Raw genomic sequence first — 13,720 nt, forward strand, 5'->3', positions numbered from 1 at the left:
CCTCAGGCGCGTGCCGCCGGCACCGGTGGCTCCTCGCCGATCGTCGGCGTCGTCGGTGTTCGCCGTGGCCGCGCCGTCAGCTGTCCCACCACGAGCGCACCCAGAGCGAGGGCCAGTCCGACGCCCTGAACCGCGGTGAAGCTCTCCCCGAGGACGATGACGCCCAGCAGGGCGGCCACGAGCGGCGAGAGCAGGGCGAGCAGGCCGGGCGCGATCACCGGCAACTGCTGGATGCCCCGGAACCAGAGGGTGTAGGCGACGATGCCCCCGACCGTACCCAGCCAGAGGTAGCCGAGCGCTGCGGCCCCGTCGATGGACGACGGCACGCCCTCCACGGCGAGGGTCACGGGAAGCAGGAGCAGACCACCCGCGGTGAGCTGCCATCCGGCGTAGACCACGGGGCCGATGTCCCGCGGACGGCCCCAGCGCTTGGTGAGGATCATGCCGAGGCCCGTCGCGGTGACGCCGCCGAGCGCCGCGAGCACGCCCCAGAGGTCGAGCTGCGCCGCCGGACCGAGGACGACCAGTGCGACACCGCCCGCTCCGGTCACGGCGGCCGCGGCGGACACCGCCCTGATCCGCTCCTGGAGCACCAGGGCACCCAGCACCAGCACGATGAGCGGCTGCGCCCCTGCGACTGCGGCGGCGACCCCGCCGGGCAGCCGCTCGGCGGCGAGGAAGAGCAACGGGAAGAACGCGCCGATGTTGAGCGCGCCCAGCACGAGCATCTTCGGCCACCACGTGCCGCGCGGCAGGCGACGAGCGAGAAGCACGGCCACGAGACCCGCCGGGAGCGAGCGGAGCAGCCCCGCGAACAGCGGGTGGCCAGGAGGGAGGAGCTCGGTCGTGACGAGGTAGGTCGTGCCCCACGACAGCGGGGCCAGAGCGGTCAGCAGCACGATGCGCCATCTGTTCATGGCTCCAGCGTGGGGGCTTCCCGCGCATGAGTCCAACGCGGGCTTGTCATCCTATCCATGAGGCGCGATCATGATCGGATGGATCTGCAGCAACTGCGGTACGTGGTCGCGGTCGCGGCGACCGGGAGCTTCACCCGCGCGGCGGAGCAGTGCTTCGTGACGCAGTCGGCGCTGAGCCACCAGATGGCGGCGCTCGAGCGCGAGCTCGGCCATCGGCTGTTCGCGCGATCGAGCCGCAGTGTGCGCCTCACGGAGGCGGGCGAGGCGTTCCTCGAGCATGCACGGGTCGCCGTCCGCGCCGCCGAGCAGGCGAAGGACGCCGTCGCTGCGGTTGCCGGCGAGGTGACCGGAACGCTCCGCCTCGGCGCGATCCCCACCGTGACAGCGATCTCGGTGCCGGAGCTTCTGCGCGCGTTCCGGGAGGCGTATCCCGCGGCACGGGTGGAGCTGCGCGGTGGCAACAGCGACGAGCTCATCGCCGCGCTCCGCCGCGACGACCTCGACATCGCGCTGCTGGGCTTGCGCGGCGACCTGGAACCCGCGGGGGTCGCGTCTCGCGCGGTACAGCATCAGCGACTGGTCGCGGTGCTGCCGCATGACCACGGGCTCGCGACGCGGCGGCGGCTCCGGCTCGCCGATCTCGCCGGGTGCGCCTTCGCGGACTTCCCCGCCGGGACATCGGGTCGGGCGCAGAGTGACGCCGCCTTCACCGCCGCAGGACTCGAGCGGGACGTGGCCTTCGAGGTCGACACCGCTCCGCTGCTTCTCGGACTCGTGAGGGCGGGGCTCGCCGTGACCCTTCTGGCCCCGGGGGTGGTCGACGGCGCAGAAGGTGTGGTCGCGGTGGCGGTGAGCGACGGGCCCGAGCGGACGGAATACGTCGCGTGGGATGCCGTGGCTCCGAGGGGCGTGGCGCGGGCGCTGCTGGCCGTCCTGGACGGGATGCGGAACCAGGAATCGGAGCGCGGGTGAAACGAGAAGCGGGCCCGGGGGAGACCCCGGACCCGCTTCATCCTTCCTCGGACTACTTCACGTCCTCGTCGACCCAGTCCATCGACTTGGTGACGGCCTTGCGCCACAGCCGCAGCTGGCGCTCGCGCTCGGCGTCGTCCATCGTCGGCTCCCAGCGCTTGTCCTCCTGCCAGTTGGCGGAGAGGTCGTCCAGCCCGTTCCAGAAGCCGACGGCGAGACCGGCGGCGTAGGCGGCACCGAGCGCGGTGGTCTCGGCGACGACCGGGCGCACGACCGGGACCCCGAGCACGTCGGCCTGGAACTGCATGAGCGCGTCGTTGGCCACCATGCCGCCGTCGACCTTGAGCTCGCTCAGGTCCACGCCCGCATCCGCGTTGACGGCATCGAGCACGTCGCGGGTCTGGAACGCGACGGCTTCGAGCGCTGCGCGCGCGATGTGGTTCTTGTTCGCGTAGCGGGTGAGACCCACGATCGCGCCGCGGGCGTCCGGACGCCAGTACGGCGCGAACAGACCGGAGAACGCGGGGACGATGTACACGCCGCCGTTGTCCTCGACCTGCTCCGCCAGCTTCTCGACCTCGGGCGCCGAGGAGATGATCCCCAGCTGGTCGCGGAGCCACTGGATCAGCGAGCCCGTCACGGCGATCGACCCTTCGAGCGCGTAGTGCGTCGGCTGGTCCCCGAGCTTGTACCCGACGGTCGTGAGCAGCCCGTTCTTCGAGTGGACGACTTCCTCGCCCGTGTTGAAGATCAGGAAGCAGCCCGTCCCGTAGGTGTTCTTGCTCTCGCCCTTCTGGAACGCCGCCTGACCGAAGGTCGCCGCCTGCTGGTCGCCGAGGATCCCGGCGATCGGCGTCTCGCGCAGCAGCGACGAGCTCTCGGCGGTGCCGTAGACCTCGGAGGAGGAGCGGATCTCCGGCATCATCGACCGCGGCACGCCGAACACCTCGAGGATGTCGTCGCGCCACTCGAGCGTCTCCAGATCCATGAACAGCGTGCGCGAGGCGTTGGTGACGTCGGTGGCGTGCACGCCGCCGTCCACACCGCCGGTCAGGTTCCAGAGCACCCAGCAGTCGGTCGTGCCGAACAGCAGGTCGCCCGCCTCGGCCTTCTCGCGCGCACCCTCGACGTTCTCCAGGATCCACGCGATCTTGGTGCCGGAGAAGTAGGTCGCCAGCGGCAGGCCGACGACCGGCTTGAAGCGCTCGACGCCACCGTCGGCTGCGAGACGGTCGACGATCTCCTGCGTGCGGGTGTCCTGCCACACGATCGCGTTGTACACCGGCTTGCCCGTGGTCTTGTCCCAGACCACCGCGGTCTCGCGCTGGTTGGTGATGCCGACCGCGGCGATGTCGTGCCGGGTCAGGTCGGCACGGCCGAGCGCCAGTCCGATGACCTCCTGCACGTTGCGCCAGATCTCCGCCGCGTCGTGCTCGACCCAGCCAGCCTTCGGGAGGATCTGCTCGTGCTCCTTCTGGCCGGTGGCGACGATGCTGCCCTTCTTGTCGAAGATGATCGCGCGGCTCGACGTCGTGCCCTGGTCGATCGCGATGATGTAGTCAGCCATGTGTTCTCCTTTGAATTCGCTTGCGGGTAGGGATCAGCCGGCGAGGCCGAGCAGAACGGGTGCCGCGAGGGCGGCGATGACACCACCGATGAGCGGGCCGACGACCGGGACCCACGAGTAGGACCAGTCGCTCGCGCCCTTGCCCTTGATCGGGAGGATGGCGTGAGCGATGCGCGGGCCGAGGTCACGGGCGGGGTTGATGGCGTAGCCGGTCGGGCCACCGAGGGAGGCGCCGATCGCGACCACGAGCAGGGCGACCGGAAGCGCCGTGAGCGGGCCGAGGCCACCGGGGGTGCCGATCTCGATGTCGCCGTAGTCGGCGAACGCGAAGATCACGAACACCAGCACGAACGTACCGATGATCTCGGTGACGAGGTTCCAGCCGTAGGAGCGGATGGCCGGGCCGGTCGAGAACACGCCGAGCTTGTTGGCCGCTTCGGGCTCCTCGTCGAAGTGCTGCTTGTAGGCGAGCCACACGACGATCGCACCGAGGATCGCACCGAGCAGTTCCGCCCCGGTCGCGGTCAGGAACATCGCGAAGTCGATCTTGCCGGCGACGAGCAGGCCGATGCCGACGGCGGGGTTCAGGATGGCGCCCGAGTAGGCCGAGACGAGGACACCGGCGAACACCGCGAGACCCCACCCCCAGTTGACCATCAGGAAGCCGCCACCGAAGCCCTTGTTCTTCGCCAGGGCGACGTTCGCGACGACACCGCAGCCGAGCAGCACCAGCATCGCCGTGCCGACGAGCTCGGACAGGAAGTAAAGACCGAGATTGACGTCAGTCATGTCTTCATTGACCTTTCTTACGGGTCGGGGCCCCTCTGCCCCGACCCCCTATGGGGGTAGCACCGCGAGGAGGGCGGTGGTCGGACTTCCGTCAGCCGCGGGCGCGGGACGGAAGGTGGAGTCCGTGTCGTTCGTTGAGGAGGAGGCGGGTCTGCTCGACTTCGGCATCGTGCCGCTCGCGGTCCCAGCCGAGGAGGGGAGCGAGCGCCTCAGCGATCTCGTCGAGCACCTCGGCGTTGGCGCCGCCCGTGAAGGCGATGCTGGTGCGGCGCAGGATCACGTCCTCCAGCCGTGCGACCATCTCGTTCTGCACCATCCATTCGAGCTCCCGTGTGGAGAGGTCGCCGCCGGCGAGGGGCGCGTCCGGTCCCTGCTCGACGTGCGCCCAGACCTCGGCCGCCCGCGTGCCGTAACGGGCCAGCAGCTGCTCGGCACGTGCTCCGGCGCCCGGCAGGTTCTCCTGGATCCAGATGCGCTTGGCCTTCTCGGTGCGCGGGAACTCGCGTCCGCCGCCGATGGCACGACCCGCGGTCGACACCGTGCGCGTGCGACCCAGGAGGTCGAGCACCTGGTTGGACAGCGATTCGCCGAGCGCGCGGAACGTGGTCCACTTGCCACCGACCAGGCTCACCAGCGGGACGGCGCCCTGGCGGTCGACCTCGACCCGGTAGTCGCGCGAGACGAACCCGGGGGCCGTGTCCTCGTGGCGGGGGAGCGGGCGGATGCCGGAGAAGTTGTAGACGATCTGCTCGCGGGTCACCGAGATCGTCGGGAACACGTGGTGGATGAGGTCGAAGAAGTAGTCGATCTCCTCCTCGGTGCACACCGGGACCTCGCGCGGGTCGGCGTCGATGTCCGTGGTGCCGACGAGCACGCGGCCCTTCAGCGGATAGATCAGCACGATGCGGCCGTCGGAGTGCTCGAAGAAGATCTCGCGGCCGCGGGTGGCGTCCAGCAGCTCCGGGTGGTCCAGCACGATGTGCGAGCCCTTGGTGCCGCCCATGAGACGGCTCTGGAGGCCGAGCTCCTCGTTGGTGAGGTCGGTCCAGGGGCCGGACGCGTTGACGATCACGTCGGCGGACACGACGAACTCGGTGCCGCTCTCGCGGTCGCGCAGCAGCACGCTGTCGCCGTCGCGACCGACCGCCTCGACGTAGTTGAGAGCCACGGCGCCGGGGTGCGCGGCGCGCCCGTCCTGCAGCACGTCGAGGGCGAGCCGCTCCGGGTCGTGCATCGAGGCGTCGTAGTACGTCGCGGTGTACTTGATGTCCGGGTCGAGCGACGGCAGTTCAGCGAGCGACTTCTTACGTCCGAGGAAGCGGTGGCGCGGCACGGTGCCGCCGTCGCGCGAGAAGGTGTCGTAGATCGTGAGGCCGACCTTGATCAGGAACGCTCCGCGCTCCTTCGGCTTGCCGCTCTTGTGGGTGAGGAAGCGGAGCGGCGCGGAGAGGATGCCCGAGAACGTCGAGTAGATCGGGATCGTGGTCTGCAGCGGCTTGACGTAGTGCGGCGCGATCTTGAGCAGACCGTTGCGCTCCTCCACCGACTCGCGGACGAGGCGGAACTCGCCGTTCTCCAGGTAGCGGATGCCCCCGTGGATCATGTGGCTGGAGGCGGCGGAGGCCCCGGACGCGAAGTCGCCGCGCTCGACCAGGAGGACATCGACCCCCTGCAACGCCAGGTCGCGGAACGTGGAGATGCCGTTGATGCCACCGCCGATGACGAGGACGGTGGTGCGTCCGGACTCGCGGACAGCGCGGACGTCCGCGCGCTCGGGGGACGCGTGTGTGGAATCGATCATCGTCGACCCTCTCTTCCTTGCTTGCCACCAGCATCGACCCGTCTGACGTGGGCGCGCAAGTCCGCTGCACATATGTGCAAGGATCGAAGGACAGGAGGAAGTCATGGCAGGTTCCGGCGCGCAATCCCGCGACAGCAAGCTGATCGCGGCGCTCACCGCCGCTCAGCTCTACTACATGCAGGACAAGACCATGGAGGTCATCGCCACGGAGCTCGGCACGTCGCGGTCCTCGGTCTCACGGCTGCTGAGCTTCGCGCGGGAGAGCGGACTCGTCGACATCCGCATCAACTCACCGCTCGAACGGCTCGGCATGCTCGAACAGCGCATCCGCGATCGCCACCGCGTCGTCGCACACGTGGTGCCGATGGCCGAGATCGTGAGCGAGGTGGAGCGGCTGGAGCGCGTCGCCCTGACGGCGGGACGACTCCTGTCTCAGTTCGTCGACTCCAACATGATCGTGGGCGTGGCGTGGGGATCGACCATCAGTGCCGTCAGCCGTGGTCTCACGCAGAAGGAGACGCACAACACCACGTTCGTGCAGCTCAACGGCGCCGGCAACACGCAGACCAGCGGTGTGGAGTACTCCAGCGACATCCTGCAGCGCTTCGGCAGTGCGTTCGGCGCGCAGGTGCAGCAGTTCCCGGTCCCGGCGTTCTTCGACGACCCCGCGACGCGAGAGGCGATGTGGCGGGAGCGCAGCACACGGCGGGTGCTCGACCTCCAGGCGAAGATGGACATCGCGGTGTTCAGCCTCGGCTCGCCAGCGGCAGAGGTCCCCAGTCGCGTCTACGTCGGCGGGTATCTGGGGCGTGAGGACTACCGGAGCCTCCGCGAGGATCACGCGATCGGCGACGTCGCGACCGTGTTCTTCCGCGCGGACGGCTCGTGGCGCGACATCCGCGTCAACGCCAGGGCGACCGGGCCGGGCCTCGACCGCCTGCGGCGCGTGCCCCGGCGGGTGTGCGTCGTGTCCGGGGTGCCGAAGCTCGCGAGCCTGCGGGCGGCGATCGCCGCGGAGCTCATCACCGACGTCGTGCTCGACGAGGGCCTCGCGCGCCGGCTCATCGAGGACTGAACCGCCGACGGGGCGTCACTCGCCGTCGATCGACGACTCCGGCCCCGAGCGGAACTCGCGGATCAGGTGCTGCACGACCGCGGCGAGGTCGCCGTCCGTCGCGTCGGCGACGGCCAACTGACGCGCATAGCTCGCGCCTCCCTCGAGGATGCCGCCGATGCTCGCGAACTCCCGCCCGCAGCCGAGCTCGACCGCGACCGGGGCGAGCTCTTCGATCTTCTCCGCCAGATGATCTCCTACGAGACGCTGCGTTCCGATCGCGTCGACGATCACGCGAGCGTCGAGGCCGTAGCGGGCGGCGCGCCACTTGTTCTCCCGGTGGTACCAGGCGGGAAGCTCCGGAAGCGCCGCGCCCTCGTCCAGCAGCCGCGAGAAGTGCTCGACCAGCACCTGCACGAGAGCCGCGACGGCGGCCATCTCGGACAGCGTGGACAGCCCGTCGCACGCCCTCACCTCGATTGTGCCCCAGCGCGGTGCGGGGCGGATGTCCCAGCGCACCTCGGTCGCGTCGGCCATGACGCCCGTGCGGACCATGTCGTCGAGGTACCGCTCGAACTGTGCCCAGTCGCGCAGCGGCCAGGGGAGCCCAGCGGTCGGAAGCTGCTGGAACACCAGGGCGCGGTTGGAGGCGTATCCCGTGCGCTCCCCGGCCCAGAACGGGCTCGACGCCGACAGAGCCTGGAGGTGGGGGAGGTAGGCGGACAGGGCGTTGATGATCGGGAACACCTTGCGCTGGTCCTCCACGCCCACGTGCACGTGGATGCCCCAGATCATCATGTTGCGTCCCCACCACTGGGTGCGCTCGATGAGGGTGTGATACCGGGTCTTGTCCGTCACCTGCTGATCGAACCATTGCGCGAACGGGTGGCTGCCGGCGGAGAGGAGCTCGATCCCCGCCGGGTCGGTGGAGGCCCGGACCGCGGAGATGGCGTTGGCGATGTCGTCGACCGCGTGGGCCACCGAGTCGCCGATGCCGCTCGTGACCTCGATCGTGTTCGTGAGGAGCTCCCCGGTCACGGTGTGGCGTTCGTCCTCGCTCTCCGCTTCCAGCGCGGCGAGGAGCTCGGGCGCGCGGCCGACCAGATCGCCGGTCGCGGGATCGGCGAGCATGATCTCCCATTCGAGACCGACGGTGGAGCGGGCCGAAGCGGCGAAGTCGAGCTGCACGACCACAGTCTGACACGGCGTCGCCGACACGCGGCCACGCCGTGTCGCCGCGTTTCGCGCGGGGCCGGTGCATCTGGCAGAATAGAGGGTCGGACGACGTGCTCGACCCTCTATCCAGCATTCGTCCTCCCTATTGAGCTTCCGCCGGGTGTGCACCCCACTCTCCAGGCGATCGGTTCGTTTCCTTCCACACCATTCAGGAGAATCGTGTCTGTCAAGATTCGTCTCAAGCGCCTGGGCAAGATCCGCGCGCCTTACTACCGCATCGTCGTCGCCGACTCGCGCACCAAGCGCGACGGTCGTGTGATCGAGGAGATCGGCAAGTACCACCCCACCGAGGAGCCCTCCTTCATCGAGGTCGACTCCGAGCGTGCGCAGTACTGGCTGTCCGTCGGCGCTCAGCCGACCGAGCAGGTCACCGCCATCCTCAAGATCACGGGCGACTGGGGCATCTTCAAGGGCGACAAGGACGCGAAGTCCACGCTCAAGGTCGCCGAGGAGAAGACGGCGTTCGAGGCCGACTCCTCGAAGAAGTCGGTCATCAAGCCGAAGGCGGAGAAGAAGGAGGCTCCCGCTGAGGAGGCTCCCGCCGCTGACGCCGACGCGGAGGCCGCCGAGGCTCCCGCCGCCGACGCCGAGTAATCCATCGTGCTTGCCGCCGCGCTCGAGCACATCGTCAAGGGGATCGTCGATCACCCGGAGGATGTGCGCATCACCGAATCCACCTCGCCGCGAGGCGACCTCCTCGAGGTGCGTGTGCACCCCGACGACCGTGGACGCGTGATCGGGCGCGGCGGCCGCACGGCCAAAGCCCTGCGCACTCTCGTCAGCGCTCTCGCGGACGGGCGTCGCGTTCGTGTCGACGTCGCGGACGACTGACGTGGTGGCGAAGGACCGCAGCCAGGGCAGGAACCAGCTTCGCGTCGGACGGCTCGTCAAGGCGCACGGGCTGAAGGGCGCCCTGAAGCTGGAGCTGTACACCGACAACCCCGAGGGCCGATTCACCCCGGGGGCCGTGTTCACGTTGCAGGTGCCCGAGGCATCTCCGTGGCACGGCAAGGAGATCACCGTCCGCGAGTACCGCGTGATGAACGGGAACCCGGTCGTGTTCTTCGACGACGTCGACGACCGCACGGCCGCCGAGAGCCTCGTGCGCGCGATCCTCTGGATCGATCAGGACGAGGACGAGGTCGAGGAGAACGCCTGGTTCGACCACCAGCTGGTCGGACTCGACGTCGTCCGCGACGAGACCGTGGTCGGTCGCGTCGTCCGCGTCGATCACTTCCCCGCCCAGGACCTCCTCATCGTGAAGGCGGGCGAGCAGGAGATCATGGTGCCGTTCGTCGAGGCGATCGTGCCGACCGTCGATGTCGCGGGCGGCCGCGTCATCGTGACGCCGCCGTCCGGTCTGTTCGAGGAACTCCCCGACTCGGAGGATGCCCAGGCGGACGAGTCGACGGAGGCGGACGACGCTTCCGAATCGCGCTGATACGGTTCCCCCGTGCGCATCGATGTCGTCTCCATCTTCCCGTCGTACTTCGACGGCCTGACGCTGTCGCTGCTCGGAAAGGCGCGGCACACCGGTCTGCTCGATCTGCGCGTCCACGACCTCCGCGACTGGACGCACGACCGCCATCGCACGGTCGACGACACCCCGTACGGCGGGGGAGCGGGCATGGTCATGAAGCCGGAGCCGTGGGGGCTCGCCCTCGATGAGATCGCCGGTTCCGACGTGTCCGGCACCGAAGCTCCCACCTTCATCTTCCCGTCTCCGGCGGGGGAGGTCTTCACGCAGGCGACGGCGCGCGATCTCTCGACGCGGGGACATCTCCTGTTCGGTTGCGGCCGCTACGAGGGGATCGACGAGCGCGTCTTCGAGTACGCGTCCGGCCTGGGCGAGGTCCGGTTGATCAGCCTCGGCGACTACGTGCTGAACGGCGGCGAGGTCGCCGCGATGGCGATGATCGAGGCTGTCGGACGGCTCATCCCCGGTGTCGTCGGCAATCCGGAGAGCCTCGTCGAGGAGTCGCACGAGGACGGGCTGCTGGAGTACCCGTCGTACACGAAGCCCTCGGTCTGGCGCGAGCGTGCGGTGCCGGAGGTGCTGCTCAGCGGCAACCACGGGGCGATCGCGGCCTGGCGCCGCGAACAGCAGATCGAACGGACTCGGCGCCGTCGGCCGGACCTCCTTCCACCGGCCGAGGCCTGAACCGACCTCCGAACGCGTGTCGCGCACCTGTTAGCGTCGGAGCATAGTGGACAGGGCACTCGCGCAGTCGTTCGAGACGATCGGCGAGGAGTACGACCGTCATCGGCCGGGATTCCCCGTTGCAGCGGTCGAAGCCATCCTCCCCGCCGCGGTTCCTACGGTGCTCGACCTCGGCGCGGGGACGGGCAAGTTCACCGAGCTCCTGCTCGAGCGCGCGGATCGCGTGCTGGCCGTCGAGCCTTCCGCGCCGATGCGCGAGGTGCTTCGGTCCAAGCTGCCAACGGTCAGCGCTCTCGACGGTACGGCTGAGCGCATCCCCCTGGGCGACGGCGCCGTCGACGCGGTCTGCGTTGCGCAGGCCTTCCACTGGTTCGACCGGGACACGGCCGCGGCGGAGATCGCGCGGGTGCTGAGGCCGGCGGGTGTGCTGGGTCTGCTCTGGAATCGCGCGGATCCGACGTGCGCGTGGGACGTCGCTTGTCACCGCATCGCGCACCCGGCCGTGGGCGATGCCGATGCCACGACCGCGACCGCCGTGGAGCTGCCGGGCTTCGACTTCGTCGGGCACCACGAGATCCGCTGGACGGAACGGATCAGCCGTGCCGGCTACGTCGCCCGGTGGGCCACGGTCAGCAGCTATCTCGTCGCGAACGAGTCCGGGCGCCGCGCGATGCGTGATGCGATCGAGGCCGTGCTCGACGACAGCCCGGAGACAGCGGGCAGGGCGGCCTTCGACCTTCCGCATCTGACTGACGTCTTCCGCTACCGGCGCGCATGAGGATCTGGTCGTTGCATCCGATGTACCTCGACCGGCAGGGCCTCGTGGCGTGCTGGCGTGAGACCCTGCTCGCTCAGGCTGTGCTCGCCGGAACGACGAAGGGCTATCGCGAGCACCCCCAACTGGCGCGCTTCCGCGAGGCACCCGAGCCGTCGACGGCGGTGTCGGCCTATCTGCGCGGTCTTGCGGACGAGGCTGACGCGCGTGGCTACCGCTTCGATCGCTCGCGCATCCGTACCCTCGGCACCACTGTGCCGCCCCTCGAGGTCACCACCGGTCAACTCGACCTCGAGTGGCGCCATCTGCGTGCCAAGCTCGCCGCCCGAAGCCCGGACCGCCTGGCCCTGCATGCGCACACGCACCGTCCGGCGCCTCATCCGCTGTTCGTCGTGGTCGAGGGCCCCGTGGCGTCGTGGGAACGGGCGTGACGTCGCGGGTCAGTCGACGCCGAGGAAGGAACGGTCGGTGAGGATGATCGGCCCGTCATCCGTGATCGCGATGGTGTGCTCCGAATGCGCACCGCGGGAGCCGTCGACGCTGCGCAGCGTCCAGCCGTCGGGGTCGGTCACGAGCTCGTCGGTGGTCGCGAGGAACCACGGCTCGAGAGCCAGGACCAGGCCGGCGCGGAGCGGGAAGCCGCGGCCCGCTCTGCCGTCGTTCGCCACATGCGGGTCTCCGTGCATGGTGCGTCCGACGCCGTGCCCGCCGAAGTCGGTGTTGATGGAGTAGCCCTCGCCGTGGGCGACGTCGGCGATCGCAGCGGAGATGTCGCCGATGCGGTTGCCCACGACAGAGGTCTCGATCGCGGCCGTGAGAGCCCGCTCGGTGGTGTCGATCAGACGCAGGTCCTCGTCGCGCGGCGTGCCGACCACGAACGAGACGGCGGAGTCGGCCACCCATCCGTCGACGGAGACCGCGAAGTCGAGGGTGACCAGATCGCCGTCGCGCAGGGTGTAGTCGTGGGGGAGGCCGTGCAGGACCGCGTCGTTCACGGAGGTGCAGATGACCTTGCCGAAGGGGCTCGCCCCGAAGGACGGGTGGTAGTCGATGTAGCAGGACTCCGCGCCCGCTCTGCGGATCATGTCGTGGGCGCGACGGTCGATCGCCAGAAGGTTGGTGCCCACTTTCGTCTCGTCGCGCAGGGTCGCCAGGGTCTCGGCGACGAACCGGCCTGCCGCGCGCATCTCGTCGATCTCGGCAGGGGTGCGCAGTTCGATCATGGGTGTCCTCTCGTTTCCTCCATTCTCCCTGATCGGAGCGCCCAGGGGAGCCGCGCGCTCAGAGCGAACACGCTGACCCGACGAGGGGCGACCGACGTAGCATCGGAGCATGTGGTTGCGTCAGGCGTTCTTCCGGTGGCTCCTGCCGTCTGCCTTCGTGCTCCCGCTGTGGCTCCTCGTCGGCTGGGGCGTGTTCCAGGGCGGCTGGGCCATCCTGTGGGTGTTGCTCATCGCGATGCCGTCCGTCTTCATCGGGCAGCTCCTGCTCACACTGCTCACGCGTTCGCGGCCGTCGGTCCGCGCTGAGCGTGCCGTGTCCTGGTGGGATGTCGCCGGCTTCGCGCTGTGGCACGGCCTCACCATCGCGGTGGGGTTCTTCATCGACGGCGCGTTCGGCTGGTTGCTCGCGGCGGCGATCGTCGTCGGGATCGCGCTCGTCTGGCTGCAGCTGTGGCAGCTGTGGAACGAGGCCCGTGGCAGTGGGGCGCGCATCAGAGAGACCATCACGTGGTCCACGATCCCCGCCGCGGACGAGCCGACCGTGCGCGCGGAGCCCCATGAGATCATCGTCGTGCGCGAGAGTGATCCCCGGGACTGAGTGACCGTTTTGGTCGCATCTGCCATCCGTGGCAGAATGGATTCTTGTGCCGTGACCGGCTCTGCCTCAGGGGAGCCCGCGGACGCGTCAGCGCCGTTCAGCACACACCCGTTCTTGTTCCTTCCATCATCATGCATCCGACCTGTGGCGAGTGCAGAGAGAGACGATCATGCAGATCCTCGACGCCGTCGACGCGGCTTCGCTCCGTTCCGACATCCCCGAGTTCTTCCCCGGTGACACCGTCAAGGTGCACGTCAACATCACCGAGGGCAACCGCTCCCGTATCCAGGTCTTCCAGGGCGTCGTCATCGGCCGCCAGGGCGACAGCGTGCGCGAGACCTTCACGGTCCGCAAGATCAGCTTCCAGGTGGGCGTGGAGCGCACCTTCCCCGTGCACTCCCCGGTGATCGACCACATCGAGGTCGTCACGCGCGGTGACGTTCGTCGTGCGAAGCTCTACTACCTGCGCGAGCTGCGTGGCAAGAAGGCGAAGATCAAGGAGAAGCGCGACAACTGAGTCGCAGCTTCCTCACAGCACCCCGGGACACGATGTCCCGGGGTGCTTTGTCGTGCGCGGGGTGTGCGACCCTTGTTACTGCCGTGTGCCAACGGTGCTCCACTCGAGAA

16 protein-coding genes are annotated in these 13,720 nt (G+C 69.2%); 10 read left to right on the forward strand and 6 right to left on the reverse strand.

Going from position 1 to position 13,720, the window contains the following annotated elements:
* Positions 1 to 2: 2 nt before the first annotated feature.
* Positions 3 to 917 carry an EamA family transporter gene (locus ACWH95_RS13170; RefSeq protein WP_136034570.1) on the reverse strand — a complete coding sequence of 305 codons (915 nt, stop codon included), beginning with the start codon at positions 915 to 917 and terminating at the stop codon, positions 3 to 5.
* A gap of 78 nt (positions 918 to 995) precedes the next feature.
* Between ACWH95_RS13170 and ACWH95_RS13175 the strand changes: the two genes are divergently transcribed.
* Positions 996 to 1,889: a LysR family transcriptional regulator gene (locus ACWH95_RS13175; RefSeq protein WP_247638734.1), complete on the forward strand. Its 894-nt coding sequence runs from the start codon at positions 996 to 998 to the stop codon at positions 1,887 to 1,889.
* A gap of 52 nt (positions 1,890 to 1,941) precedes the next feature.
* Here ACWH95_RS13175 and glpK read toward each other — a convergent pair whose 3' ends face one another.
* The 3 genes from glpK to ACWH95_RS13190 form a co-directional block, all read right to left on the reverse strand.
* Positions 1,942 to 3,456: a glycerol kinase GlpK gene (gene glpK / locus ACWH95_RS13180; protein WP_136034574.1), complete on the reverse strand. Its 1,515-nt coding sequence runs from the start codon at positions 3,454 to 3,456 to the stop codon at positions 1,942 to 1,944.
* A gap of 33 nt (positions 3,457 to 3,489) precedes the next feature.
* Positions 3,490 to 4,245, reverse strand: coding sequence for an MIP/aquaporin family protein (locus ACWH95_RS13185; protein ID WP_136034578.1), 756 nt, complete (start codon positions 4,243 to 4,245; stop codon positions 3,490 to 3,492).
* 91 nt (positions 4,246 to 4,336) lie between these two features.
* Entirely contained in the window at positions 4,337 to 6,046 is a 1,710-nt protein-coding gene (locus ACWH95_RS13190; protein WP_378803660.1) for a glycerol-3-phosphate dehydrogenase/oxidase, read from the reverse strand.
* Between the two features lie 103 nt (positions 6,047 to 6,149).
* Here ACWH95_RS13190 and ACWH95_RS13195 point away from each other — a divergent pair, with 103 nt between their 5' ends.
* On the forward strand, positions 6,150 to 7,121 hold the full coding sequence (locus ACWH95_RS13195) for a sugar-binding transcriptional regulator (protein ID WP_136034582.1): 972 nt from the start codon (positions 6,150 to 6,152) through the stop codon (positions 7,119 to 7,121).
* 15 nt (positions 7,122 to 7,136) lie between these two features.
* Here ACWH95_RS13195 and ACWH95_RS13200 read toward each other — a convergent pair whose 3' ends face one another.
* Positions 7,137 to 8,288, reverse strand: a complete 1,152-nt coding sequence (locus ACWH95_RS13200) for a glutamate--cysteine ligase (RefSeq protein ID WP_136034584.1) — start codon at positions 8,286 to 8,288, stop codon at positions 7,137 to 7,139.
* A 207-nt stretch (positions 8,289 to 8,495) separates the two neighbouring features.
* Here ACWH95_RS13200 and rpsP point away from each other — a divergent pair, with 207 nt between their 5' ends.
* Genes rpsP through ACWH95_RS13230 form a run of 6 tightly spaced genes read left to right on the forward strand, consistent with a single transcriptional unit; the run spans position 8,496 to position 11,703 of the window.
* Positions 8,496 to 8,930 (forward strand): 30S ribosomal protein S16, encoded by a 435-nt coding sequence (gene rpsP, locus ACWH95_RS13205; protein WP_136037018.1) that lies wholly within the window; start codon positions 8,496 to 8,498, stop codon positions 8,928 to 8,930.
* A gap of 6 nt (positions 8,931 to 8,936) precedes the next feature.
* Positions 8,937 to 9,167 carry an RNA-binding protein gene (locus ACWH95_RS13210; RefSeq protein WP_136034588.1) on the forward strand — a complete coding sequence of 77 codons (231 nt, stop codon included), beginning with the start codon at positions 8,937 to 8,939 and terminating at the stop codon, positions 9,165 to 9,167.
* 1 nt (position 9,168) lies between these two features.
* Complete coding sequence (gene rimM, locus ACWH95_RS13215; protein ID WP_136034591.1) at positions 9,169 to 9,777, forward strand: ribosome maturation factor RimM; 609 nt, start codon at positions 9,169 to 9,171, stop codon at positions 9,775 to 9,777.
* A gap of 12 nt (positions 9,778 to 9,789) precedes the next feature.
* Positions 9,790 to 10,497: a tRNA (guanosine(37)-N1)-methyltransferase TrmD gene (trmD, locus tag ACWH95_RS13220; protein ID WP_454120793.1), complete on the forward strand. Its 708-nt coding sequence runs from the start codon at positions 9,790 to 9,792 to the stop codon at positions 10,495 to 10,497.
* 46 nt (positions 10,498 to 10,543) lie between these two features.
* On the forward strand, positions 10,544 to 11,275 hold the full coding sequence (locus ACWH95_RS13225) for a class I SAM-dependent methyltransferase (protein WP_454120794.1): 732 nt from the start codon (positions 10,544 to 10,546) through the stop codon (positions 11,273 to 11,275).
* Positions 11,272 to 11,703 (forward strand): pyrimidine dimer DNA glycosylase/endonuclease V, encoded by a 432-nt coding sequence (locus tag ACWH95_RS13230; protein WP_454120795.1) that lies wholly within the window; start codon positions 11,272 to 11,274, stop codon positions 11,701 to 11,703. Before ACWH95_RS13225 ends, ACWH95_RS13230 begins: the two co-directional genes overlap by 4 nt.
* 9 nt (positions 11,704 to 11,712) lie before the next feature.
* Here ACWH95_RS13230 and map read toward each other — a convergent pair whose 3' ends face one another.
* Positions 11,713 to 12,495, reverse strand: coding sequence for a type I methionyl aminopeptidase (map, locus tag ACWH95_RS13235; RefSeq protein WP_136037021.1), 783 nt, complete (start codon positions 12,493 to 12,495; stop codon positions 11,713 to 11,715).
* A gap of 109 nt (positions 12,496 to 12,604) precedes the next feature.
* Between map and ACWH95_RS13240 the strand changes: the two genes are divergently transcribed.
* Both ACWH95_RS13240 and rplS read left to right on the forward strand, forming a co-directional pair.
* On the forward strand, positions 12,605 to 13,093 hold the full coding sequence (locus ACWH95_RS13240; protein WP_136034602.1) for an MFS transporter permease: 489 nt from the start codon (positions 12,605 to 12,607) through the stop codon (positions 13,091 to 13,093).
* A gap of 169 nt (positions 13,094 to 13,262) precedes the next feature.
* A complete protein-coding gene (rplS, locus tag ACWH95_RS13245) occupies positions 13,263 to 13,610 on the forward strand; it encodes a 50S ribosomal protein L19 (RefSeq protein ID WP_136034604.1) in 348 nt (115 codons plus the stop codon).
* The last annotated feature ends 110 nt before the right edge of the window (positions 13,611 to 13,720 follow it).

Source organism: Microbacterium sp. NPDC055502 (genome assembly GCF_053643635.1).

Excerpts from the sequence above, each read along its gene's own strand:
- rplS (WP_136034604.1), top strand. The coding sequence starts at position 13,263 with ATGCAGATCCTCGACGCCGTCGACGCGGCTTCGCTCCGTTCCGACATC.
- map (WP_136037021.1), bottom strand. The coding sequence starts at position 12,495 with ATGATCGAACTGCGCACCCCTGCCGAGATCGACGAGATGCGCGCGGCA.
- ACWH95_RS13195 (WP_136034582.1), top strand. The coding sequence starts at position 6,150 with ATGGCAGGTTCCGGCGCGCAATCCCGCGACAGCAAGCTGATCGCGGCG.
- ACWH95_RS13190 (WP_378803660.1), bottom strand. The coding sequence starts at position 6,046 with ATGATCGATTCCACACACGCGTCCCCCGAGCGCGCGGACGTCCGCGCT.
- ACWH95_RS13230 (WP_454120795.1), top strand. The coding sequence starts at position 11,272 with ATGAGGATCTGGTCGTTGCATCCGATGTACCTCGACCGGCAGGGCCTC.
- ACWH95_RS13185 (WP_136034578.1), bottom strand. The coding sequence starts at position 4,245 with ATGACTGACGTCAATCTCGGTCTTTACTTCCTGTCCGAGCTCGTCGGC.
- glpK (WP_136034574.1), bottom strand. The coding sequence starts at position 3,456 with ATGGCTGACTACATCATCGCGATCGACCAGGGCACGACGTCGAGCCGC.
- ACWH95_RS13170 (WP_136034570.1), bottom strand. The coding sequence starts at position 917 with ATGAACAGATGGCGCATCGTGCTGCTGACCGCTCTGGCCCCGCTGTCG.
- ACWH95_RS13175 (WP_247638734.1), top strand. The coding sequence starts at position 996 with ATGGATCTGCAGCAACTGCGGTACGTGGTCGCGGTCGCGGCGACCGGG.
- ACWH95_RS13240 (WP_136034602.1), top strand. The coding sequence starts at position 12,605 with ATGTGGTTGCGTCAGGCGTTCTTCCGGTGGCTCCTGCCGTCTGCCTTC.